The sequence below is a fragment of the Streptomyces sp. NPDC090741 genome (assembly GCF_044769045.1).
Classification (GTDB): domain Bacteria; phylum Actinomycetota; class Actinomycetes; order Streptomycetales; family Streptomycetaceae; genus Streptomyces.
The window spans coordinates 33,606-54,276 of sequence record NZ_JBIVXF010000025.1 but is presented as its reverse complement, the minus strand read 5'-3'; the positions used below and the strand labels follow the sequence as shown (position 1 = coordinate 54,276).

Genomic DNA, 20,671 nt, shown 5'->3' with positions numbered 1-20,671 from the left:
CCGGGTCACGACGCCCACCTCACGGAACGGCGAGCGCGAACCCGAGCCGGTTCCGGTCCCCGCCCCGTCAGGGCGATTCCTGGAGGTAGGCGGCGATCAGGGCGAGGTCGTTGGCGATGGAGAGGACGTCGGCGGTGTTCGCGGTCGGCGTGGAGGCGCCGTTGACGCCCGCGTAGAAGGTGTCGAAGCGGCCGCCGCCCTTGTCGAGGTAGCCGGCGATGGTGATGGCGCCGACGGCGAGCCGGTCGTTGAGGGCGTCCCCGCCGACGGCCGCGCCGGTCTTCGCGAACACCTTCCCGCGCGCCGGGCAGCCGCGGCAGTTCTCGGCGAGCAGGCCGTCCACGCCGAGGACGGGCAGGGCCTCCCGGAAGCGCCGGGCGTCGGGGGTGCGCTGCCAGTAGGCCAGCATCTGCACCAGCGCCTGCGGGGTGGCCCGGTCGGCGGGGTTGCCGCCCCGGCCGTCCATGAGCTCCACCTGCTCGCGGTCGACGCCGGCCCGGTCCAGGAAGGCGGCGAGCACCGGGAAGCCGTCCTCGCACTGCGTGCTGCCGGTGGAGACGGCCATCAGGCAGATGCCGAGGTTGGCGCCGAGGTTGTGGCTGACCTTGAGGATCAGCTTGGCGTACTGCTCGTACGGGGGTGAGGTGTACGCCGCCACCCGCGGGCGGCCGTCGTAGTCGCGCGGCAGCCGGGCGGCCGGGTTGGGGCCGGTCGGGTCCGCGGTGACCCGTACGCCGGCCCGGGCGAGGGCCTCGATCAGCGCGCTGCGGCCGAACGCGGCGGGATCCGTGACGGGAGCGGTGCGCAGCAGGGGCTTCGCGTCCGCGGCGATGGTGCCGGAGAGCAGGATCCGGCTGCCGCCGTCGGTGGCGGTCACCGTGACGTTCGTGGGCTTGCCGGCGGCGACGGTCTTCACCGTGGAGGTGACCGCGTACGGGGCGACCTTCGGCCGCCAGTCCAGCCGGGCGTCGGCGCCCGCCCGGTCTCCGGGCGTGGTCAGCAGGTCGATGAGGTTGTCGTTGATGATCAGGGGGGTCGGGGTGGGGTCGAGGACCGGGTCGGGGGCGAAGAGGCGGCTGTCGACGATGACGTCGCCGTCGACGCGGGTGATGCCGGAGTCGCGGACCTGCCGGGCGAGCTCGTCGATGCCGGCGAGGGGGTTCTCGGGGGTGAGGGTCGCTCCGGGGAAGTCGTTGGCGTAGGTGTGGTCGAGGTCGGTGTACGCGACGGTGCCGTCGGGGCGCGTACGGCCGCCGAGGGTGAGGTCGCCCTGGGCGACGAGGTCGAGGTCGCCGGTCAGCGTGGCGCCGGTGCGCCGGCCGACGGCGTAGACGGGGGTGACGAAGCGGTGGTCGGTGCCGAGGGTGCGCCAGGTGCCGGAGACGGCGAAGAGCTTCGCCGTGGAACCCGGGATGAAGAACTGGCCGGGGAAGAGGCTGTGCAGCACCCGCCCGTCGTCGGGCCGGGTCTGCAGGAGCCCCCACTGGGCGTGCCGGTACTCGGGTTTGCGCATGATCTCGGCGATGCGCGGATCCAGCCCGGCCTGGGACGGGGAGCGGGTCGGGCTCGGGGTCGGGGAGCGGGTCGGGCTCGGGGTCGGGGAGGGAGCCGTGCCGGTGCCCGCGCCCGAGGCGAGGGCGACCAGCAGCAGGGCGCCGCAGGCGGCGGCCGCCCGGCGCCGCAGCGCCGCGACACGTATCGGACGTCCCACAGCACGCTCCGTTCGTCGCGGCTGCCATCTCCCGAGGCCTGCGAACAGGGTGGCACGCCCCCATCCGGCGCGCATGCGGGTGACATGCGCGGAGCCGCGCCGTGGGCTATTCCTCCCGGGCCGGGCGCAGTACCCGGCGCACGGCGCCACGCAGCCACTGGTGGGCCCCGTCGGCGGTGTGGCGAGGGTGCCAGGCCATGCCGATCGTCAGTGTCGGCAGCGGCAGCGGGACGTCCAGCAGGCGCAGTCCCAGCGCGTGCGCCGCGTCGCTGAGTGGTGAAGGGGGCTCGCCCGGCAGGGCGGTCGGCACCAGGCAGACCACGTCGCCGACCGCGGCCAGCGCCATCGCAGCCAGATGTCCGTGCAGGACGGCGCCGACCCGCCGGCTGAGCCCTTGCTCGGCCAGGGCCGCGTCCAGCGGGCCGGTGAAGCGTCCCCGGCGGCTGACCGCCACGTGCTCGGCCGCGGCCAGTCCGGCGGGCGTCAGGGTTCCTTCGGCGAGCGGGTGCCCGGCCCTGACGCCGGCCGCCATCCGCAGTGTGGTCAGCTCCTCGACCCGGGTCTCCGGGTCCACGTGGTCGATGACCCCGATCTCCAGATCGACCCGGCCCTCGCGCAGCGCGGGGCCCGCCTCCCCTTCCTCGGCCAGCACCCGCAGCGAGACTCCCGGCGCCTGGCGCCGGGCCAGCCCGAGCAGACCCGGCGCCAGCGCCGCGCCGACCAGGTCCGAGGCCTGGACGGTGAAGGTGCGCCGCAGCGCGGCGGGGTCGATCCCACCGCTCGGGGTGAGCAATGCCTCCAGCCGGCGCACCACCGCGGCGGCCTCGTCCCGCAGCGCCTCGGCGCGGGGTGTGGGCACCATCGCCTGTCCCGCCCGCACCAGCAGCGGATCCTGGAGCACCCGGCGCAACCGGGCCAGGGTGCGGCTCATCGCCGCGGGGGAGGTGTGCAGCCGCGCGGCGGCACGGGTGACGCTCTGCTCGGTCAGCAGGGCGTCGAGGGCGACGGCGAGGTGGGCGTCGAGGTTCGGGGCTGGGCTGCTCACCGGCATTATTCCGTTCCAGGCAATGATTGGATGCTGAAGTTCCCATTGTGGCAATGCTGTTGGCGTCTGCACGATGAAGGGGCGTACAGATCCGACAAAGACCCGAGGTTTTCATGATCGTCATTACCGCCCCCACCGGGAACATCGGCCGGCGGCTGCTGTCACTGCTGGTCGAGGCCGCGCCCGCACACGGAGAGGAGTTGCGCGTCGTGGTCCGCGATCCCGCCCGGCTACCCGAGGCCGTGCGCGGACGGGTCGAGGTGGTCACCGGCTCGCACGGCGACACCGCGACCGTCGAGCGGGCCTTCACCGGGGCCGACGCCGTCTTCTGGCTGGTGCCGCCGGACGTCTCGGCCACGCCCGACGAGGCGTACAGCGGCTTCACCCGCCCGGCCGCGCGGGCGTTCGCCGCCCACGGCGTCGGCCATGTCGTCGGCGTCTCGGCGCTCGGCCGCGGCACCCCGCCGGCCGCCCGGGCCGGGCTGGTCACCGCCTCCCTGGCCATGGACGACCTGATCGCCGACTCCGGCGTCGCCTACCGCGCCCTGGCCAACCCGTCCTTCTTCGAGAACCTGCTGGAGGACGCCGAATCGATCCGCGAGGACGGCATCTTCACCGACACCGTCGCCGCGGACCGCAAGGCACCGCTGGTGGCCACCGCCGACATCGCCGCGGCGGCGGCCGGGCTGCTGCTGGACCGCTCCTGGACCGGCGTCGGCAGTGTTCCGGTGCTCGGCCCGCAGGACCTGTCGCCCGACGACCTGGCCCGCATCATGACCGAGGAGCTGGGCCGCCCGGTCCGCTACCGGCGCCAGCCGCTCGACGAGCTGCGTTCTGCCCTGCTCGGCTACGGTCTGGGCGAGGCGTTCGTCGAGGGCATGGTCGACATGAAGCGCGCCAAGGACCAGGGCCTGGACTCGGGCGTCGTCCGCTCGCCGCAGGCGGGCCCGGCCACCGGATTCGCGCAGTGGTGCGCGCAGACCCTCAAGCCCGCCGTCCTCGCCACCCCGGAGGCAACCGGTGCCCGCTGACCGAACCGAGCCGCCGGTCACCGCGTTCATGCTGGTCAAGACCACGCCCGAGTGGCTGGCGATGACCGTGGCCGAACGCGTCGAGGCCTTCACCACCCACGTCGCCCCGGTGATCGAGGCCCGTACACGCGGCGTCCGCTCCCGCTTCTACGACACGGAGTTCTACTCGGCGCGGGTCACCGACATCTGGGTCTGGGAGGCGGACGACCACGACGCCTACCGGCTGCTGATCGACGCGCTGCGCGAAACCCCCTTCTGGGACCGCTACTTCGAGGTGGTGGACCTGCTCGTGGGCATCGAGAACGGCTACGCCCGCACCTACGGCCTGGAGCCGGTGGCCACCTTCGCCACCTGACGCTCCTCCCTGACCGGCCGGTGCCGCCACCGCCCTGCGGAAGCACCGGCCGGCAGTTCACGGCCTGAGGTCGTGTCTTTTGGATCATGCCGGGCCCGCGGCGTCTGGCCTGACCCAAAGACACGGCCTAAGCCTGCGCGGTGGGGCGGACAACGATGTCGCCCACATCCACGTTGTCCGGCTGCTCGACGGCGTAGGCGATGGCGCGCGCGATGGCGTCCGGCGGGATCGCCATCGCATCCATGCGGTCGCGGACCTGCGCCCGCATCTGCGGTGACATGGAGTCCGGGAAGTCCGTGCGCGTGACGCCCGGCGAGACGACCGTCACGCGCAGGCTGTCACCGGCCTCCTGACGCAGGCCCTCGGAGAGGGTGCGTACGGCGTTCTTGGTGGCGGCGTACACCGCCTGGAGCGGAACGACGCGCAGTCCCGCCGTGGAGACCGTGTTGACGAAGTGCCCGGTGCCCTGCTCCCGGAAGACCGGCAGCGCGGCGGCGATCCCGTACAGGACGCCCTTGAGGTTGACGTCGATCATCTTCTCCCAGTCCTCGACGCGGACCTCGTCCAGCGGGGAGATCAGGCCGATTCCGGCATTGCTGACGAGGACGTCGAGGCGGCCGAACCGGCCGCGCGCCAGTTCGACGAGCCCGGTCAGGTCCTCGCGCACCGTGACGTCGGTGCGCGTCCACGCGGCTTCGCCGCCGGCCTGTTCGATACGGGCGGCCAGGGCTTCGAGCCGCTCCGAGCGGCGCGCCCCGAGGACGACCTTGGCGCCGCGTTCGGCGAGCAGCAGGGCGGTCGCCTCGCCGATACCGCTGCCGGCGCCCGTGATCGCCACGACCTTGCCTTCGATTCCCGACATGAGCGGCAGTCCTTCCAGGAGGAATACGGGCAGGCCAGGGCATGCCCTAGAGTCAAGTGGAGGCGCCACCACTTAGTGAAAGGCTAACTGGGCGCGCCTCCACTTAGCAACCGGACAGAGCGGGAGAGAGGACGGCAGCCGCCGATGAACCCGGACGCAGCACGCCCGTTGAGAGCCGACGCGCAACGCAACAGGGACAAGATCCTGGCTGCCGCGGTACGGGTGTTCACCGAGGAGGGACTGGACGCGCACCTCGAACGCATCGCCAGGGAAGCGGGCGTGGGCACCGCGACCCTGTACCGCAACTTCCCCACCCGCGAGGCGCTCGTCGAGGCGGCCTACCGCAACGAAGTGGCCCAGCTGCGCGACGTCGTCCCCGGGCTCCTCGCGGCGCAGCCCCCGTACGAGGCGCTGCGCGCGTGGACCCGCCTCTTCATGGACTACGCCACGGCCAAACTCGGCATGGCCGACGCCCTGCGCGCCATCGCCGCTTCGGGGAGCAACCCGTACGCCCACAGCCACGACATGATCCAGAGCGCCATCACCGCGCTCATGGACGCGTGCGCCGATGCCGGGGCGATCCGGACCGACATCAGCGCGACGGACCTGTTCGCCGCCCTCGCCGGCATCGCCCTCACCTCGGCCAAGCCCGAACAGCGGGAGCAGGCCGAACGCCTGCTGGACCTCACCCTGGACGGGCTGGCACCCCCTCGATCGCCGCGATGACCTCGCGCGCCCACTCGGCGGGCGGCGGGGTGTTCAGGAGGGCGGCGAGGCGGGCGGTGTGCGCCCGGCGCTCCGCGGGGGACATCGCCAGGGCGGTGCGCAGCTTCTCCACCATGTCGTGCGGGGAGTACGGATCGGTGAGGAGGGCGCGGCCCTCCATGTAGGCGGCGGCGCCGGCGTGGCGCGAGAGGATCAGCACGCCGGAGCGGCCGGTCGCCGCCTGGACCGTGAGGAACTCCTGGGCCGTGAGGTTCATGCCGTCGGCCAGGGAGCTCACCCAGAAGACGTCGGCCGCCAGGTAGTGGTCGACGACCTCCTCGAAGGGCAGACCCCGGGACATGTACTCGACCGGCTCCCAGCCGGCCTTCCGCTGGCGCCTGTTGAGTTCCCCGATGGCACGTTCGAGCTGGCTGCGGGTGGTGTCGTACGCGCGGATGCCCGGCTCGGGCGGCGGGCAGACGAGGCGGTAGCGCAGCCGCCCGCGCAGTTCCGGCTGCCGGTCGAGGAGTTCCGCGAGAGCGTGGATCTTGTGTACGGGGGCCTTGGCGTAGTCGAGCCGCTCCACGGAGAGGATCACCGGGCCGTCGTCCCGGCCGCCGGTCGTGGCCGTGTCGGCGGCGCGGGACCGGGCGAGGGAGGCGACGGCCCGGCGGTCGATGCCCAGGGGGTGCACACCGGTGCGCGGTATGCGGGAGGCGGCCGCGCCGCTCAGCAGGGTGCGGAAGTTCTCGGCGAACGCGGCGGTGTGGAACCCGGCCCAGTCCAGCTGTCCGAGGGACGCGCACAGCTGCGCCGCCGCGGGCAGGCGCCGGAACGTCCGCGGGTCGGGGAAGGGCGTGTGGTGGAACAGGCCGATCGTCAGATCCGGCCGGTGCCGCTTGAGCAGGCCGGGGACGAGCCAGAGGTTGTAGTCGTGCAGCCAGACCGTTCCGCCGTACGCCGCGTGGACGCTGACGTGCTGCGCGAAAGCGGAGTTGACGGCCTCGTAGTCCGCCCAGTCGGCCGGGTCGTGCCGGATGAGGTGCGGCTGCGAGGTCAGGGCGGGCCACAGCGTCTCCTTGCAGGCCCGGTGGAAGTACCCGGCCCACTGGCCGGCCGGCAGCGGGAGGAGGGTCAGGGGCAGCCCCGGCGGGACCGTGGCCGCCGTGGCGGCGTCCTCGGTCGTGGCGGCGGCCCATACGGCGTCCAGCTGCCCGTCGGGGTCGGCCCCGAGGGCGGACACCAGGGTCGGGAGGATGCCGTTGGGGCTGGCCGGCGCCCGCCAGTGTCCCTCGGACCGCTGCCACGGCGGACGGTGGTATCCGATCACCACGCGCCGGGGGCGCCGCAGCCGCACCCAGCCGAGCCGTTCCAGTACGTGCAGTACGGCGGCGGCGCCGTCGAGTGCCGGGTGGTGGACCAGCGGGTCCGCGGCCACCTGCGCGACCAGCGCGGGCTCGGCGTTGCCGACGACGACGCCGTGCGTGCCGAGGCGGAAGAGCGACAGGTCGTTGAGGGAGTCCCCGGCCACGAGCAGGTGTGCGCGCGGCCAGTGCAGGCGGTGCATGAGCGCCCGCAGGGCCGGGCCCTTGCCGGCGCGGGGCGGGAGTACGTCGAAGTACCGGCCCGCGGAGTACGTCCAGGAGCAGCCCATCCGCTCCACGGCCGCCGTGATCTCGTCCGAGAGGTGCTCGGCGGCCAGGTAGTAGGAGCACCGGCCCTGTTGTGCCACGGCGTCCTGGTGTACGAGCTGCGGGAACCGGCGCAGTGCCCGCCGGACGCGACGGTGTCCGGGCCATCCCGTGCGCAGCGGTCCTTCGAGGGACTCGGCATGGGACATGTCCGTGGTGTCGATGATGCTCGCGCCGACGTCGGCGATGATCCACCGCGGCCAGGGGGCGAAGGGGTCGTCGGTGAGCACGGTCCGGACGGAGGCGAGGCCGCGGCCCGTCGCGTAGACCACGGTGATGTCGGGATGCCGGTCCAGCGCGTGGCGCAGATGGCGCCGGCTGTCCTCGTCGCCCGCCAGGAGCGTGCCGTCGAGGTCGGTGACCAGGACCCTTGCCGTGCTGCCCATGACGTGTCCTTCCTACGGCCCCCGGGGTCGGAGGCTCACCAGGCGGGGTCGTGGGTCACCGGGTCGATCGCGGCGGGGCCGGGGGGTTCCGCGGGCGGGGAGCCGGCGGTGTTCCCTTCGGTGTGCAGTGCGTGCTGGACGGCTCGCACGGCCCGGCCCAGCCTCACCGCGTGGACGTCGTCGCTCGCCAGGAGGCGATCGACGCTCTCGCGCGGGGCGTCGAGGGCGCAGCCGAGCAATTCGTCGACCAGACGGGCTCGGGCGTTTTCGGACGGCAGCATCACGGAAACGCTTTCCGAGCCGTGCGGAATGCTGAAGGCGAAGGCGACGTCGCCGCCACCACCACCCTGCCGCGTGGCGGGCGGGTCCTGTGTCAGGGTGACGTGCACGTGGGTGTACCCGTGGGTGTACCCACGGCCGTACCCGTGGCGGGGTCTTGTGTGCTCGATCCTCGGTGGCACCGCAGTACCCCTTCCTGTGAACGGGCAGCGGCTCCAGCATTGCCTCCAGGTGGCGCGCGGGCACCTCGGGAGCGCCCGGGGCTCGGCCGTTGGGGTGACGCCCGGCCCTACGGCGGGGGCGGCGGGGCGGCGGGCGCGGTGAGGAGGCGGTGGAGCCAGCGGGTGCGGGTTTCGCGGGCGGCTCGGGTGAGGGCGGCCTCGGGGGCCAGGCCGTCGAAGCCGTGGTACGCGCCGGGCCAGACGTGGAGTTCGGCGTGGCCGCCGGCCTGCCAGATGGCGTTCGCGTACGCCACGTCCTCGTCGCGGTAGATCTCGGCCGACCCGACCTCGATGAAGGCCGGCGGGAGTCCGGAGAGGTCCGCGGCGCGGGCGGGGGCCGCGTAGGGCGGCAGGTCGGCGGCGCCGTGCCGGTCGCCCAGCAGGGCCTTCCAGCCGGTGGTGTTGGAGGTGAGGTCCCAGACGCCGAGGCCGGTCATCTGGTGGCTGGAGAAGGTGGTGCCGCGGTCGTCGAGCATGGGGCAGAGCAGCAGTTGGCCGAGGGGGACGGGACCGCCCCGGTCGCGGGTCAGGAGGGCGAGGGCCGCGGCGAGGCCGCCGCCGGCGCTCTTGCCTCCGATGACGATGCGGTCGGGGTCGATGCCCAGTTCGGCCGCGTGGCCGGCCGCCCAGAGGAGACCGGCGTAGCAGTCCTCCAGGGGTTCGGGGTACTGCGCCTGCGGCGCGAGCCGGTACTCGACGGAGATGACGGCCAGTTCCAGCGGCAGGGCCCACTCGCGGAGGATCCGCGGGAGGGGGGACCAGGCGTTGCCCATGACCATGCCGCCGCCGTGCACGTAGTAGAGGAGGGGCAGCGGCCGCCCTGCGAGCCCGGACGGGCGGGCGCCGACGAGCGTGACGGCGGGGCCGTCCGGCGGCCCGGGGACCTGGAACTCGCGCACCTCGAAACGGCCTTCGGCGCGAAGGTCCTCGGCCGTGGGCCGGGGCCGGGAGGTGACGTCCCGCTCCTGCACGGCGGCGAGGTTGTCCGGGGTGATCGGCTCGCGCGACCGCGCGTCCAAGGCCGCGAGGGCGACGGCCAGTTCGGGGTCGAAGGGCGGTACGGGTACCCCCGTCGGCGACTGGTTTCCTTGTCCGGTGAGACCCATACGGCGTATCCCATCACACCGTCACCCGGCCGCGGCCGGGCGGAGCATGACAGCTGTCATACGGCACACGTGACCCGGAGCTCTGCCCCCGAGACCCCTCCCCCGGAAAAATAGTGATCATCACACCGACCACGGGGGCAGCAGCATGAACATCCTGAAGAAGAAGACCCAGGGCGCACCGGCCGAGGCGATCGACACGAGCGCCATGGCACCGGCCGACTACCGGCTTCCGCTCTGGTTCTTCGGCTTCGAAGGGGTGCTCGCGGCCGCCTTCGACATCCTGAAGGCCTTCCCTTCGGTCTGGCCCGTGCTGCTGGTCCTGCTGGCCGTGAACATCATCGTCTCGCTGACGATGATGCGCAGGCGGATCAAGCTCGCCAAGGCGCTGTGGCGCGGCAAGGAGACGCGCAAGGTCGCGTTCGCGCTCATCGCCCTGCGGGTCGGCAGCCACTTCGCCCTGAACACCCTGGGCCTGGCCGTGACCTCGACCCTGGGCCACGTGCTCTTCGCCCTCGTCATGAGCGCGATGACGATCGGCCTGCTCGCCTACTCCCAGGAGACCGCCATCCGCGCCCTGACCGCCAGGGGCACCCGCTAGCGGGCGCTGCCTATGTTGCGGTCGGCGGCGGAGCCTTCGAGCATCAGGGTGGTCTCCTCGATGCGGTCGAACCGGCCGTCGGGCGCGAGGTCCGCGAACACGTAGACCTCCATGCTCACGGTCGAGCCGTCCTTCTTCGTGATGTGGGCGGTGTGCCGGTCGGCGTACTTGCTGCCGTCGTACAGCTCCTCGTGCACCTCGACATGGCCGTCGGCCACCAGGCCGCGCACGTGGGTGATGTGCTCGATGAACCCGGCGCGGTCCGCCCACTCCCCGTCCGTGCGCTGGCGGTACTCCGGGGTGAAGTGGCGGTCGGCGGCTTCCTCGACGGTGATGTCGCGGTTGAAGATCAGGTCGTGGAGGGCGGCCTCGATACCGGTGCGCGTCATGGGGATTCCTCACGGGACGAAGGAAGAATGAAGGAGAAGTGCGTGCGAACCGCACGCATCTCCTGCACTGTAACACCAACAGCGTGCGTGGCGCACGCTATTCTTTGTGGTGTGGAGAACGAAGCAGGTCATGAGATCGCGGACGCGCTGGGCATCCTGCTCAGGCGCACCACGCGCACGCAGCTGCACCGGCGGCTCACCGAGGGCATGGACGAGGGGCTGGACGAGCTGACGTACCCGGTACTCAGCGCGCTGGCCCGGACCGGTCCCCGCAGCGCCGCCGATCTGGCTCCCGACGTCGGAGTCGACCGCTCCGGCGTCACCCGCCGCGCCTCCCGGCTGGAGGCCGCAGGCCTCATCCGCCGCGAGCCGGACCCCGCCGACGGGCGCGCGTACCTGCTCGTCCTCACCGAGCAGGGCCGGGCAGCGGTGGCGGAACTGCGGGCCCGGCTGGCCGCCCACATCACGGCGAGCCTGTCCTCATGGCCGCCGGGCGAGGCCGAACGCTTCGCCCACGACCTGCGCCGCTTCACGACCGAGGGCCCGTTCGCCTAGTCCTCGTCCAGGGCGCTTATTTCGGATCACCACTGACCAGATCATGAGGCCGGTGCGGTGGCTTCGGGACGGCCTGGTTCGTCCCGTACAGGTCCGCTGTCGGGTGGTTGGAGAACTTGCCGGTCTCCGGGGAGCCCAGCCGCTACGGTCGTCATAATCACGAAGATCACGAGCAGGGGGAGCGATGGGCCGGACAGGCAGGACGCGACGATGGGCCGCTGCTGCGGCGGGAGTGACGCTGGCGACCGCTGCGTTGGTCGCCTGTGGAGACGGCGGTTCATCGGATGCGAAGTCGTCCGGCAAGTCCGCGGAACCGTCACATGCGGCTTCCGGAAAGCCAAGCCGTCCGGCGTTCGACCCGCCCGTGCGCTTCGACGGGCCTACGGTCGAATTGCCGAATGCCAGCCAGCCGAGTACGACGAGCGGGGGAGCGGCACGGCCTGCGGTCACGCTTGCTGACGGGGTTGCCTACATCACCACCGAGGAGGGGCTGGAGGCGATCGACACCGGGACCGGTGCACCGCGGTGGGACGTGACCACGAAGCACGCCGCAGGGAAGGGCGGGTTCGGAAGTAACCGGGCCGCTCCCCTGGTCTCGGCTGACGGTAAAACCGTGTACGCCGCCTGGAACAGGGATGTGAAGGGTGAAGGCACGACGCCGGATCGAGCCGTCATCGAGGTGCTGGCCGTCGAGACGGCCACCGGCAAGACGGCATGGTCGGCCGAGATCGTGGCCGCTCCCAGCTCCCGCGGGCTCGCCGCCACATCCATCGGGGCCGACGAGATCCTCGCACCGCAGATCATCGGAGTCGATGCCAGCACAGCGCTCGTTACCGCGGCTGACACCACGTATGCCGTCGAACCCTCTGCGGGCACCGTCCGCTGGAAGAAGCCCGACTTCCGTGCGGTGACCTTGGCCGACGGCGTTGTTGCCGGCGGCGAGAAGACGGGGTTCGGCGCGGGCAGGCTGCTGGGCCTTGCCGAGGCCACGGGTGAACAGCGGTGGACCGTGGCGGAGGCGCGGCAGCCGGCCGCAGCCGCGCCGCGACTGCTGAGCGCCACCCTCAAAGACAAGACACTGGTCGTGGATGCCGTCAGCGGTGAGCAGCGAGTGGCGCTCGATGGCGGGGGCTGGCGGTGCCGCCACGACGCACAGTCCCTGGTCCTGTGCTCCAAGTACGGGTACGGGGCGGCAGACCGCGGGATCACGGTGTTCGACACCGCTTCGGTCCAGAAGCGGTGGGCCTTGCCCGACGGTTCCGGACGGAAGGTGCCGAAAGTCAACGGATTCTGGCACGGTGCCGTGTACGGGGAGGTGGGCGACGAACCGATCGTCCTGGACGGCACGACGGGACAGGATCGACAGACGTCTGCCGGCGCGGCGCCATACGAGATCGATCGGTACGGCGGTGTGGTGGGATCGAAGTTCCATCGCGCCGCAGGCTGACAATGGCTGATCCCGGATGCGTCACGGTTTCCGGAACCCTGCCGCGCGCCTGAAGCGTGCTAGGCCGTTTCTTCCGGATCACGGAGAATCGGCCTGCGTGTTGTGAAGCGCGCGTGGGAGTACTCAGCACGCCGCCGGGGCCCGTCAAAAGGGCCCCGGCCGGTGAGCCGCACGATCACACCCCCGGCCGGTCCCGCGGCGGACTGACCACCAAGATTCATCTGGCGGCCGACGGCCGGTGTCGGCCTCTGGCTTTCGTCCGCACTCCCGGCCAGGCCGGTGACGCTCCCGCCTTCACGCAGGTCATGTCCGCGATCCGGGTGAGCAGGCCAAAGGGGAGGCCCCGGACCCGCCCGACGACCGTGCCGGCCGACAAGGCGTACTCGTCCCGCGCGATCCGCGTGCACCTGCGAAATCGTGGCATCCGAGCCGTGATCCCACAGCCCGACGACCAGATCGCCAACCGCAAGCGCCTCGGACGAAAAGGCGGCAGGCCGCCCGCCTTCGACAAGATCGCGTACAAGCAGCGGAACACGGTCGAACGCTGCATCAACAAGCTGAAGCAGTGGCGCGGTCCGGCCACGCGCTACGACAAGACGGCAACCATCTACCAGGCGGCCCTTCACCTCGCGGCCATCCACATCTGGTCCGCGAGGTGATCACTGAGAAACGGCCTAGCCCTCTCGTCCTCTAGTCCTCGTCGATGAGGACCTGTACGCCGTCCAGGATCCGGTCCAGTCCGAAGGCGAGCGGGTCGGCGGCGGGCGGCGGGGCGAACGCGCCGTCGGCGATCGCCTTGGTCAGGGCCGGGAAGCGGGCGGCGTGCCGGTCGAGCAGTTCGCCGGTCAGCCGCCCGAACTCCCGGGCGTGCTCGGCGTCGAAGTCGGCCGACTGCTGGGCGAGGGCCCGTACGTGGCCGACCACCAGGAGGAAGACCTGGTGGCGTTCGGCCGCGGCCAGCCCGGTCCGCTCCAGCGCCGCGTGCGCCTCGTCCAGCCAGCCGAGCTGGTTCGGCCCCATCAGCCGGCGCCGCATCGCGGTGGCGGCCAGCAGCCACGGGTGGGCCTCGTACACCGCGAGCATCCGGTGGGCCCAGGCCGTCAGCCGGGGCCGCCAGCCGGGGCCCGCGTCCGCCACGTCGGGGCGTTCCGCCAGGACGGCCTCGACCATCAGCTCCACGAGCTCGGCCTTGCCGGGCACGTAGCGGTAGAGCGCCATCGCCGAGACGCCGAACTCCGCGCCGACCCTGGTCATCGACACGGCCTCCAGCCCCTCCGCGTCCGCCAGCGCCACGGCCGCGGCGGCGATGCGGGGCGGGGTGAGACTGGGCTTGGGGCCCCGGCTGGGCCGCTCCTGCTCACCCCACAGCAGCGCCATGCCCGCGCGCAGATCACGTGCCTTGTCCTCGCGTGCCTTGGCCATCCCATGTCCCTCGTTCGCGTCTCGGTGCCGTCATGGCGGTCGGCGCCCGGGTGTTGACGCCGCCCAGTAACTGTATATACCTTAAACCCATCAACTGATGACACTATAAACAGTTTAAGGAAGTATCAGTCATGGTCGACGCCGCCCTCCTCGCCGCTTCCGCCTCCGCCGTCCTCACCGCCCCCGCCGCCGCCCTGGCCGGCTACCGCGGGCTGCGGCGCGCCGCCCACGCGCGGCGGCTGCGCATCACCACGCCCCACGGCATCGACGAGGCCGGCTTCGTCCGCATCGGCGGCATCGACCAGTGGATCTCCGTGCGCGGAGACGACCTGTCCAACCCGGTCATCCTTGAGCTGCACGGCGGCCCCGGCGCCACGAACCTGCCCTACGCCCCCCGCACCCGCGCCTGGGAGCGCCACTTCACCCTCGTCCGCTGGGACATGCGCGGCGCCGGCAAGACCTTCGACCGCTCGGGCCCCGAGGGCCGGGGTGAACTCACCCTGGAGCGACTGGAGTCCGACGCCCTGGAGGTGACCCGCCACATCCGCGGCCGCCTCGGCGTGGACCGGGTCGTCCTGCTCGCGATGTCGTTCGGCTCGGTCATCGGCCTCCGACTGGCCCGCCGCCACCCCGAGCTGTACTCCGCGTACGTCGGCACCGACCAGAACATCAACGCCGGCGGGCGCGACCGCGCCGCCTACGACGGCCTGCTGGACCGGCTGACCGCGGCCGGCCGCCGCAAGGAGCTGGCCGCCGCCACCGCGATGGGCCCCGACCGTGCGGCCTGGCAAACCGAGCAGTGGTCGCAGTACAACAAACTGACCGTCGGCTCCGACCCGCTGACGCTCGACACCGTCAAGAAGGTGGTGCTCGGCTCCCTGCTCACCTCGCCCCGGCACGGCCTGGGCGACCTCCGCACCCACATGAGGGCCATGGCCTTCTCCGAGCGCCTCGGGCCGCAGTCCGTCGCCATCGACGAGCGGGCCGAGGGCGTCGACTTCCGGCTGCCGTTCTTCCTCTTCCAGGGCGCCGGGGACGTCATCACGCCGGTCGGCCCGGTCCGCCGCTTCTTCGACGAGGTCGCGGCCCCCGTCAAGGGGTTCGCCCTCATCGAGGACGCCGGCCACTTCGCGGCCTTCCGCCAGCCGGACCGCTTTCTCGACCTCCTCCTCACCAACGTCCGCCCGGCCCTCACCTGCGCCCCGGCAACAGCCGCGACGGTTGTCGCGGGCGTATCGGAAAGCGCATACGCCACCGCAACGGCCCTGCGTCTCCAATGACGGCATGAACCACGACGCACCCCCGCCCGCGCCGTCCGCACCGCCCCGCCGCGCGCGCCGGACCGTGCTCCTCGGCCTGGCGGTCCTGGGCCTCGCGCGCGCCCCGTTCGCGGTACGGGGGCCGCTCATGATGTCCGCTCCGAGGTGCACGGCCGGGCGGTGGCACGGCTGCTTCGGCACCTTCAACGGTGTGGTGCTCATGACGTTGGTCGCGCTGCCGTTGGCCGCACTGGCGGCCTGGGCACTGGCGCGCCGTCGGCGTCCCGCCGGCGTCACATCGGCGTGGCGGATGTCGCTGGCCGAGGTGGGCATGGTCCACGGAACGGTGCCGTTCGTCTGGCCGGCCATGATGCCGGGCGCCGGGGCCGGCGCCGTCCCCGCCCGGGTGAGCCCGGTACCGCTGCGGAACCTGGTCACGACGGCTCCCCGGCACGCCCTGGGAACCCTCTGGCCGAAGGGAGGAGCTGCGGCCGGCCGGGATCGGCCGTCCGGGCGGTGCGACCAGGACGACGGCGAACCTGGCGTGGACGGACCGCAGGGGGGACCTGCTGGGATCGGAGGCCGTCGTGCCTGCTCACCGCGTTGACATCACCCTGCCCGCCACGCCCGAGGCCGCCCGCTCGGCCCGGCGGGCCCTGTCCGAAGCCGTCACCGGCAGTGACCTGGCGGACGACGCCCGCCTCCTCGTGACCGAGACCGTCAGCAACGCGGTCCGGCACACCGTGAGCACCCGCATCCGCATGGTGGTCACCGTCGAACCGGGGACCGACCGGCTGCTGTGCGCCCTGCGCGACGACACTCCCCCACCTCGGCCCCGCGAACCCGGCCGCCGCGGGCTGCGCGAAGCCCGAGTCCGGGCGGGGGCTCGGGCTGATCGCCGCCCTCAGCCAGTCCTGGGGCGTCGCCACGGACGGGGCCGGCAAGTGGGTCTGGTTCCGGCTCGGCGCCTCCGCGAACCGCGCCTGAGGGTGGCAGCGCGGTCCTGAGGAGTCAGCGCAGTACGGACTCGGGCGCGCGGATGGCGCGCAGTGCCCGGTCCACCGTCTCCTGCTGCTCGCCCACCGGGGCCGCGTAGCCGATGGCGCCGCGCGCGGCTTCCTCGCCGAGCGTACGGGTGATCACCCACGCGGCGAGGTACTGCGACGCCAGGCAGCCGCCCGCCGTGGCGATGTTGCCCTCGGAGTGGAACGGCGCGTCCAGCACGGTGACGCCGCAGGCCTCGACGTACGGCCGGCTCGTCAGGTCCGCGCACGCCGGCATCCCGGCCAGCAGCCCGAGCCGGGCGAGGACCAGCGCGCCGGAGCACTGCGAGCCGATCAGCTGCCGCGCGGGGTCCAGGGGCAGCATGGCGAGCAGCCGGTCGTCTGCGACCACGTCGCGCGTCTTCACCCCGCTGCCGATCAGTACGACGTCGGCCTCCGGAATGAAGTCCATGGGGCGCTGGCCGGTGACCTCTACGCCGTTCATCGAGGTGACCACGGGCGTGGGCGTGGTGATGAAGGCTTCCAGGCCGTCCTTGCGGCACCGGTTGATCAGGGCCGACGCGATGAAGCTGTCGAGCTCGTTGAACCCGTCGAAAGTGACCACCGCTACCTGCATCACGACCTCCTGGGCATGGCGTTCGAGGGACCTGGGACCTGGGGGCCAGCCTCTCAGCTGCGCGGGGGCAGGTCACAGGCCAATCCTCTGCCATTGGCCTACCTTTATGCATCCATTCCGATGCATCTTTCTTGATGCATCAAGAAAGATGGATTGCCTTCGTGCCGTGGCCGCCGGAACCTGCCGGGGCGCGGACGGAGGGGTGGGGGACGACATGCGGAAGTGGGCCGGCAATCCCTGGGCGGTCCTGGTGACCGTGTCACTGGGGTTCTTCATGACGCTGCTGGATCTGACCATCGTGAACATCGCCATCCCGGAGATGATCGACGCGCTCGGCGCCTCGCTGGACCAGACCCTGTGGGTGGTCAGCGGTTACGCGCTGGTGCTGGCCGTACTGCTGATCAGTGCGGGGCGGCTCGGCGATCTGTGGGGGCCGCGCAGGCTCTTCGCCGGCGGCGTGGCGCTGTTCACGCTCGCCAGCGTGGCGTGCGGGCTCGCGCCGAGCGCCGGCCTGCTGATCGCGGCCCGCGGGCTGCAGGGACTGGGTGCGGCGCTGCTGGGGCCGCAGACCATGGCGCTGATCGTCTCGGTCTTCCCTGCGCAGCGGCGCGGCACCGCGATGGGCGTCTGGGGGATGGTCGCCGGACTCGCCACGCTGTCGGGGCCCACGCTGGGCGGCATCCTCGTGTCGACCGTCGGCTGGCGGTGGATCTTCCTGGTCAACGTGCCGATCGGCGTGGCCGCGCTGGTGCTCACGTACCTGGTGGTGCCGGACGTACGCAACGGGCGCAGCCGCACGTTCGACCTCGTGGGCGTGGTGATCGCGACCGCCGCGCTGTTCTGCCTCGCGTTCGGACTGCAGGAGGGCGAGCGGTACGGGTGGGGGCGCGGGGATCTGGGCGCTGCTGGCCGCCGGTGTCGCGCTGGTCGCGGGGTTCCTCGTACACCAGCGCGGGAAGCAGGAGCGTGAGCCGCTGGTGCCGTTCGCGCTGTTCGGCGACCGGAACTTCACCGTGATGACCGCGCTCGTGGCGCTGGTGTCGATGGCGATGATCGGGCTGGTGCTGCCGTTCAACCTGTACCTGCAGTCCGTACTGCACATGAGCGCACTGAGGGCCGGTCTGGTGCTCGCGCCGTCCTCGCTCGTGTCGATGGCGGTCGGCCCGTTCGCGGGGCGGCTGTCGGACCGGATCGGCGGCAAGTACCTGCTGATGGCGGGGCTGTCGCTGTATGCGGCCGGGATGGTCGCGATCGTGCTGGTCGCCGGGCCCGCGACGCCCTGGTACCTGTTCGTGCCGGCGACGGTGGTGACCGGCCTGGGGGTCGGGTGCGTGGTGGCGCCGATGTCGACCGAGGCGATGCGGAACGTGGAGCCGCCCCTGGCCGGTGCGGCGTCCGGGGTGAACAACACGATCCGTCAGATCGGCTCGGTCATCGGGGCGGCCTCGGTCGGGGCGCTGCTCCAGGGGCGGCTGGCCGAGGAGCTCGGGGCGGGCAAGGCGTACGCGGACGCCTTCGTCGCCACCCTGCACGTGACGGCGGCCCTGCCGATCGGCGCCCTGGGGATCGCGGTGCTGCTGTGCCTGCTGGTACGCAACCACACGAAGAAGCCGGCACCGGAGCCCGAGCCCGAGCCCGTACGTACGGCTACGACTCCCGGCGCGGGAGCCACGCCGGCGGTCGGAACCTCCGCCGCCTAGACGGCCGGGGCGTCCGGGGTCAGGCGGGCCAGCACCTCGGGCGAGAGGCGCTGCGCGAGGGCGTCCAACAGGGCGACGACCTCGGCGAGTTCGGCGGGGTCGCTCGTGCCGAGCGCGGCGGACAGGGCGCCGTCGACGGAGGCGGAGGCGACCTCGGCCCGCCGGTCGGAGACCTCGGGGTTCCGCCGGAGGAGGGTGCGCCGCCGGTCGCGGGGGTCGGTGGCGGTGACCACGGAGCCGGTCTCGCGCAGCCGGGCCACGCAGGCGGACACCGCGCTCTGCGGCAGGCCCGAGCGGACGGCGATCTCGCCGACGGTGGTGTCGGGGTGGGCGTACACGTCGAGCATCACGATCAGGACCGATCGCGTGCTCGTCGTGCGCGTGCCGACTCCGCCGGTCGGGATGGCCTCTTCGCCGATCTTCATCAGCGTCCGGCCCAGCAGGAAGAGCTGCACTGCGTTCATGCGCCCGACCGTACATCAGGACAGATGCATCTGATCTGATGCAGCCTCCCTGCCCCGGCCGAGAAAAGGCTTGGCAGGGCCACGCATGCGGCGGGTACGTTCCCCTCCATGTCCGGTACGAAGATGCATGCCGACGAGGTCGACATCGACGAGTCGCTCGTCGAGCGGCTGGTCGCGGCGCAGTTCCCGCAGTGGGCTCGGCTGGCCGTACGGAAGGTGCGGTCGGCCGGTACGGACAACGCCATGTACCGGCTGGGCGAGGACATGACCGTACGGCTGCCGCGCGTCCCCGGTGCCGAAGGCCAGGTCGGCAAGGAGCAGCGGTGGCTGCCGCACCTCGCACCCCACTTGCCGCTGGACGTGCCCGTACCGCTGGGGCAGGGGGTCCCGGGCGAGGGGTACGCGTTCGCCTGGTCGGTGTACCGGTGGCTCGACGGCGAGAACCTGTACGACGAGCCCCTCGCCGAACGCGGACTGCGTGACGCGGCCGCCGGGTTGGGGCGTTTCGTCGCGGCGCTCCACCGCGTCGACACCGCCGGTGCGCCGGCGTCGTTCCGGGGCGGGCCGGTGGGTACGGCCGACGAGGGTGTCCGCGCGGCGATACGGGACCTGGGCGCCGACGGCACCCACGACGCCGAGGCCACGACGGCCGCGTGGGAGGCGGCCGTAGGGGCGCCGCAGTGGCAGGGCGCGCCCGTATGGCTGCACGGCGACCTGCTGCCGGGAAACCTCCTCGGCCACCAGGGCCGGCTCAGCGCCGTGATCGACTTCGGCGGGGTGGGCGTGGGCGACCCCGCGTGCGATGTGATGGCGGCCTGGACCCTGCTGACCGCCGACACCCGCGAGGTCTTCCGCGAGGCGGCGGGCGTGGACGACGCGACCTGGGCCCGCGGCCGCGGCTGGGCGCTGCGCTTCGGGGTCACCGCGGAGCACTACTACCGCGTGACGAACCCCGTCCTGGCCAGTGTCGCCCACCGGGCGGCGGCCGAGGCCATCGCCGACCACCACGCCTCCTGACGCCACTTATCAGGCGTCAGACAGGCTTCAGGCGTCAGGCGTCAGGCGTCAGGCGTCAGGCGTCGAAGCGGCGGCAGGAGGCCTCGATCTCGCCGAAGTACCGGTGGGTCCAGTCGCACAGGCCGTCGATCGTCTTGCGCAGCGCCCTGCCCGGCTCGGTCAGCGTGTACTCGACCCGCGGCGGCACGGTGGGGTACGCGGTGCGCTCCAGCAGTCCGTAGCGCTCCAGCATGCGCAGGTTCTGGGTGAGCATCTTGTGGCTGATGCCCTCGACCTCGCTCCGCAGCTCGCTGAAGCGCAGGGTGTCGTCACCGAGGGCCTCGATGATCAGGAGCGCCCACTTGTTGGCGACGTCGGAGAAGATCTCCCGTGGAGGCTGTGCACCATGGCCATCACCCTGCTGAACCCCGCCGGACTGCCCGAGATCCCCGTCTACCGGCAGGTGTCGATCGCGTCCGGCTCGAAGCTCGTCTTCATCGCCGGGCAGGTCGCCTGGGAGGGGGGCGACCTCGCCACCCAGGTCGAGCAGGCCTACCTCAACGTCGCCACCGCCCTGGCCGCGGCCGGCGGCTCGTTCGACGACGTGGCGAAGCTGACCGTGTACGTCGTCGACTGGACCCCGGACAAGATGCCGCTCCTGCTGGCGGGGATCGACCGGGCGACCGCCAAACTGGGCGTCACCCCCGTACCGCCGGCCTCCCTGCTGGGCGTCGCGGCCCTGGACGTACCCGAGCACCTGGTCGAGATCGAAGCCACCGCGGTCCTCGACTGAGGAGGCGGCGCAGGAGGGTGGGACCGCCGCGCGGCG

24 protein-coding genes and 1 pseudogene are annotated in these 20,671 nt (G+C 72.4%); 14 read left to right on the top strand and 11 right to left on the bottom strand.

Features of this window, described 5'->3' with window-relative positions; genetic code table 11:
• Window positions 1-67: 67 nt before the first annotated feature.
• Together dacB and ACIQU4_RS39965 are read right to left on the bottom strand one after the other, a co-directional pair.
• Window positions 68-1,711, bottom strand: a complete 1,644-nt coding sequence (gene dacB, locus ACIQU4_RS39970) for a D-alanyl-D-alanine carboxypeptidase/D-alanyl-D-alanine-endopeptidase (protein ID WP_403742079.1) — start codon at window positions 1,709-1,711, stop codon at window positions 68-70.
• A gap of 106 nt (window positions 1,712-1,817) precedes the next feature.
• A complete protein-coding gene (locus tag ACIQU4_RS39965) occupies window positions 1,818-2,762 on the bottom strand; it encodes a LysR family transcriptional regulator (protein ID WP_403742076.1) in 945 nt (314 codons plus the stop codon).
• A gap of 107 nt (window positions 2,763-2,869) precedes the next feature.
• On the opposite strand from ACIQU4_RS39965, the gene ACIQU4_RS39960 reads away from it, so the two are divergent.
• Both ACIQU4_RS39960 and ACIQU4_RS39955 read left to right on the top strand, forming a co-directional pair.
• Window positions 2,870-3,787, top strand: a complete 918-nt coding sequence (locus ACIQU4_RS39960; protein ID WP_403742073.1) for an NAD(P)H-binding protein — start codon at window positions 2,870-2,872, stop codon at window positions 3,785-3,787.
• 28 nt (window positions 3,788-3,815) lie between these two features.
• Complete coding sequence (locus tag ACIQU4_RS39955) at window positions 3,816-4,142, top strand: darcynin family protein (RefSeq protein ID WP_403742142.1); 327 nt, start codon at window positions 3,816-3,818, stop codon at window positions 4,140-4,142.
• A 127-nt stretch (window positions 4,143-4,269) separates the two neighbouring features.
• On the opposite strand, the gene ACIQU4_RS39950 is transcribed toward ACIQU4_RS39955, so the two are convergent.
• Window positions 4,270-5,004 carry an SDR family oxidoreductase gene (locus ACIQU4_RS39950; protein ID WP_403742072.1) on the bottom strand — a complete coding sequence of 245 codons (735 nt, stop codon included), beginning with the start codon at window positions 5,002-5,004 and terminating at the stop codon, window positions 4,270-4,272.
• 144 nt (window positions 5,005-5,148) lie between these two features.
• On the opposite strand from ACIQU4_RS39950, the gene ACIQU4_RS39945 reads away from it, so the two are divergent.
• Window positions 5,149-5,730 carry a TetR/AcrR family transcriptional regulator gene (locus tag ACIQU4_RS39945; protein ID WP_403742069.1) on the top strand — a complete coding sequence of 194 codons (582 nt, stop codon included), beginning with the start codon at window positions 5,149-5,151 and terminating at the stop codon, window positions 5,728-5,730.
• Here the strand turns inward: ACIQU4_RS39945 and ACIQU4_RS39940 are convergent.
• From ACIQU4_RS39940 to ACIQU4_RS39930, 3 genes are all read right to left on the bottom strand, one after another.
• Window positions 5,690-7,786 (bottom strand): HAD-IIB family hydrolase, encoded by a 2,097-nt coding sequence (locus ACIQU4_RS39940; protein WP_403742066.1) that lies wholly within the window; start codon window positions 7,784-7,786, stop codon window positions 5,690-5,692. The two genes, ACIQU4_RS39945 and ACIQU4_RS39940, sit on opposite strands and share 41 nt — an antisense overlap.
• Before the next feature lie 35 nt (window positions 7,787-7,821).
• Window positions 7,822-8,067: a hypothetical protein gene (locus tag ACIQU4_RS39935; protein WP_403742064.1), complete on the bottom strand. Its 246-nt coding sequence runs from the start codon at window positions 8,065-8,067 to the stop codon at window positions 7,822-7,824.
• 287 nt (window positions 8,068-8,354) lie between these two features.
• The gene (locus tag ACIQU4_RS39930; protein WP_403742061.1) at window positions 8,355-9,392 is read right to left on the bottom strand and encodes an alpha/beta hydrolase; all 1,038 of its coding nucleotides are present in this window, start codon (window positions 9,390-9,392) and stop codon (window positions 8,355-8,357) included.
• A gap of 145 nt (window positions 9,393-9,537) precedes the next feature.
• On the opposite strand from ACIQU4_RS39930, the gene ACIQU4_RS39925 reads away from it, so the two are divergent.
• Complete coding sequence (locus ACIQU4_RS39925) at window positions 9,538-9,990, top strand: hypothetical protein (RefSeq protein WP_403742058.1); 453 nt, start codon at window positions 9,538-9,540, stop codon at window positions 9,988-9,990.
• On the opposite strand, the gene ACIQU4_RS39920 is transcribed toward ACIQU4_RS39925, so the two are convergent.
• Window positions 9,987-10,379, bottom strand: coding sequence for a nuclear transport factor 2 family protein (locus ACIQU4_RS39920; RefSeq protein ID WP_403742056.1), 393 nt, complete (start codon window positions 10,377-10,379; stop codon window positions 9,987-9,989). The two genes, ACIQU4_RS39925 and ACIQU4_RS39920, sit on opposite strands and share 4 nt — an antisense overlap.
• Before the next feature lie 111 nt (window positions 10,380-10,490).
• On the opposite strand from ACIQU4_RS39920, the gene ACIQU4_RS39915 reads away from it, so the two are divergent.
• The 3 genes and pseudogenes from ACIQU4_RS39915 to ACIQU4_RS39905 all read left to right on the top strand — a co-directional run.
• On the top strand, window positions 10,491-10,934 hold the full coding sequence (locus ACIQU4_RS39915) for a MarR family winged helix-turn-helix transcriptional regulator (RefSeq protein ID WP_403742054.1): 444 nt from the start codon (window positions 10,491-10,493) through the stop codon (window positions 10,932-10,934).
• Window positions 10,935-11,166: 232 nt separating this feature from the next.
• Entirely contained in the window at window positions 11,167-12,381 is a 1,215-nt protein-coding gene (locus ACIQU4_RS39910) for a PQQ-binding-like beta-propeller repeat protein (protein ID WP_403742051.1), read from the top strand.
• 185 nt (window positions 12,382-12,566) lie between these two features.
• Window positions 12,567-13,040: pseudogene (locus ACIQU4_RS39905) on the top strand (IS5 family transposase); the annotation flags it as partial.
• Window positions 13,041-13,071: 31 nt separating this feature from the next.
• Here the strand turns inward: ACIQU4_RS39905 and ACIQU4_RS39900 are convergent.
• Window positions 13,072-13,803, bottom strand: coding sequence for a TetR/AcrR family transcriptional regulator C-terminal domain-containing protein (locus tag ACIQU4_RS39900; protein WP_403742048.1), 732 nt, complete (start codon window positions 13,801-13,803; stop codon window positions 13,072-13,074).
• 131 nt (window positions 13,804-13,934) lie between these two features.
• Between ACIQU4_RS39900 and ACIQU4_RS39895 the strand changes: the two genes are divergently transcribed.
• The 3 genes from ACIQU4_RS39895 to ACIQU4_RS39885 are packed head-to-tail and all read left to right on the top strand — an operon-like array spanning window position 13,935 to window position 16,069.
• Window positions 13,935-15,083: an alpha/beta fold hydrolase gene (locus tag ACIQU4_RS39895; RefSeq protein WP_403742045.1), complete on the top strand. Its 1,149-nt coding sequence runs from the start codon at window positions 13,935-13,937 to the stop codon at window positions 15,081-15,083.
• Window positions 15,084-15,087: 4 nt separating this feature from the next.
• Window positions 15,088-15,669, top strand: a complete 582-nt coding sequence (locus ACIQU4_RS39890) for a hypothetical protein (RefSeq protein ID WP_403742043.1) — start codon at window positions 15,088-15,090, stop codon at window positions 15,667-15,669.
• Window positions 15,650-16,069, top strand: coding sequence for an ATP-binding protein (locus tag ACIQU4_RS39885; RefSeq protein ID WP_403742040.1), 420 nt, complete (start codon window positions 15,650-15,652; stop codon window positions 16,067-16,069). The genes ACIQU4_RS39890 and ACIQU4_RS39885 overlap by 20 nt, the downstream gene beginning before the upstream one ends.
• 4 nt (window positions 16,070-16,073) lie before the next feature.
• On the opposite strand, the gene ACIQU4_RS39880 is transcribed toward ACIQU4_RS39885, so the two are convergent.
• Window positions 16,074-16,682 (bottom strand): DJ-1/PfpI family protein, encoded by a 609-nt coding sequence (locus ACIQU4_RS39880; protein ID WP_403742037.1) that lies wholly within the window; start codon window positions 16,680-16,682, stop codon window positions 16,074-16,076.
• A 214-nt stretch (window positions 16,683-16,896) separates the two neighbouring features.
• Here ACIQU4_RS39880 and ACIQU4_RS39875 point away from each other — a divergent pair, with 214 nt between their 5' ends.
• Both ACIQU4_RS39875 and ACIQU4_RS39870 read left to right on the top strand, forming a co-directional pair.
• Window positions 16,897-17,652 (top strand): MFS transporter, encoded by a 756-nt coding sequence (locus tag ACIQU4_RS39875; RefSeq protein ID WP_403742035.1) that lies wholly within the window; start codon window positions 16,897-16,899, stop codon window positions 17,650-17,652.
• 7 nt (window positions 17,653-17,659) lie between these two features.
• Window positions 17,660-18,382, top strand: coding sequence for an MFS transporter (locus ACIQU4_RS39870; RefSeq protein ID WP_403742032.1), 723 nt, complete (start codon window positions 17,660-17,662; stop codon window positions 18,380-18,382).
• Here ACIQU4_RS39870 and ACIQU4_RS39865 read toward each other — a convergent pair.
• Entirely contained in the window at window positions 18,379-18,846 is a 468-nt protein-coding gene (locus tag ACIQU4_RS39865) for a MarR family transcriptional regulator (RefSeq protein WP_403742029.1), read from the bottom strand. The genes ACIQU4_RS39870 and ACIQU4_RS39865 overlap by 4 nt on opposite strands.
• Before the next feature lie 108 nt (window positions 18,847-18,954).
• On the opposite strand from ACIQU4_RS39865, the gene ACIQU4_RS39860 reads away from it, so the two are divergent.
• Window positions 18,955-19,863: an aminoglycoside phosphotransferase family protein gene (locus tag ACIQU4_RS39860; protein WP_403742025.1), complete on the top strand. Its 909-nt coding sequence runs from the start codon at window positions 18,955-18,957 to the stop codon at window positions 19,861-19,863.
• A 55-nt stretch (window positions 19,864-19,918) separates the two neighbouring features.
• Here the strand turns inward: ACIQU4_RS39860 and ACIQU4_RS39855 are convergent, their stop codons facing one another.
• Entirely contained in the window at window positions 19,919-20,305 is a 387-nt protein-coding gene (locus ACIQU4_RS39855; protein WP_403742139.1) for a winged helix-turn-helix transcriptional regulator, read from the bottom strand.
• Here ACIQU4_RS39855 and ACIQU4_RS39850 point away from each other — a divergent pair.
• Window positions 20,249-20,635 (top strand): RidA family protein, encoded by a 387-nt coding sequence (locus ACIQU4_RS39850; protein ID WP_403742022.1) that lies wholly within the window; start codon window positions 20,249-20,251, stop codon window positions 20,633-20,635. The genes ACIQU4_RS39855 and ACIQU4_RS39850 overlap by 57 nt on opposite strands.
• Window positions 20,636-20,671 lie beyond the last annotated feature (36 nt).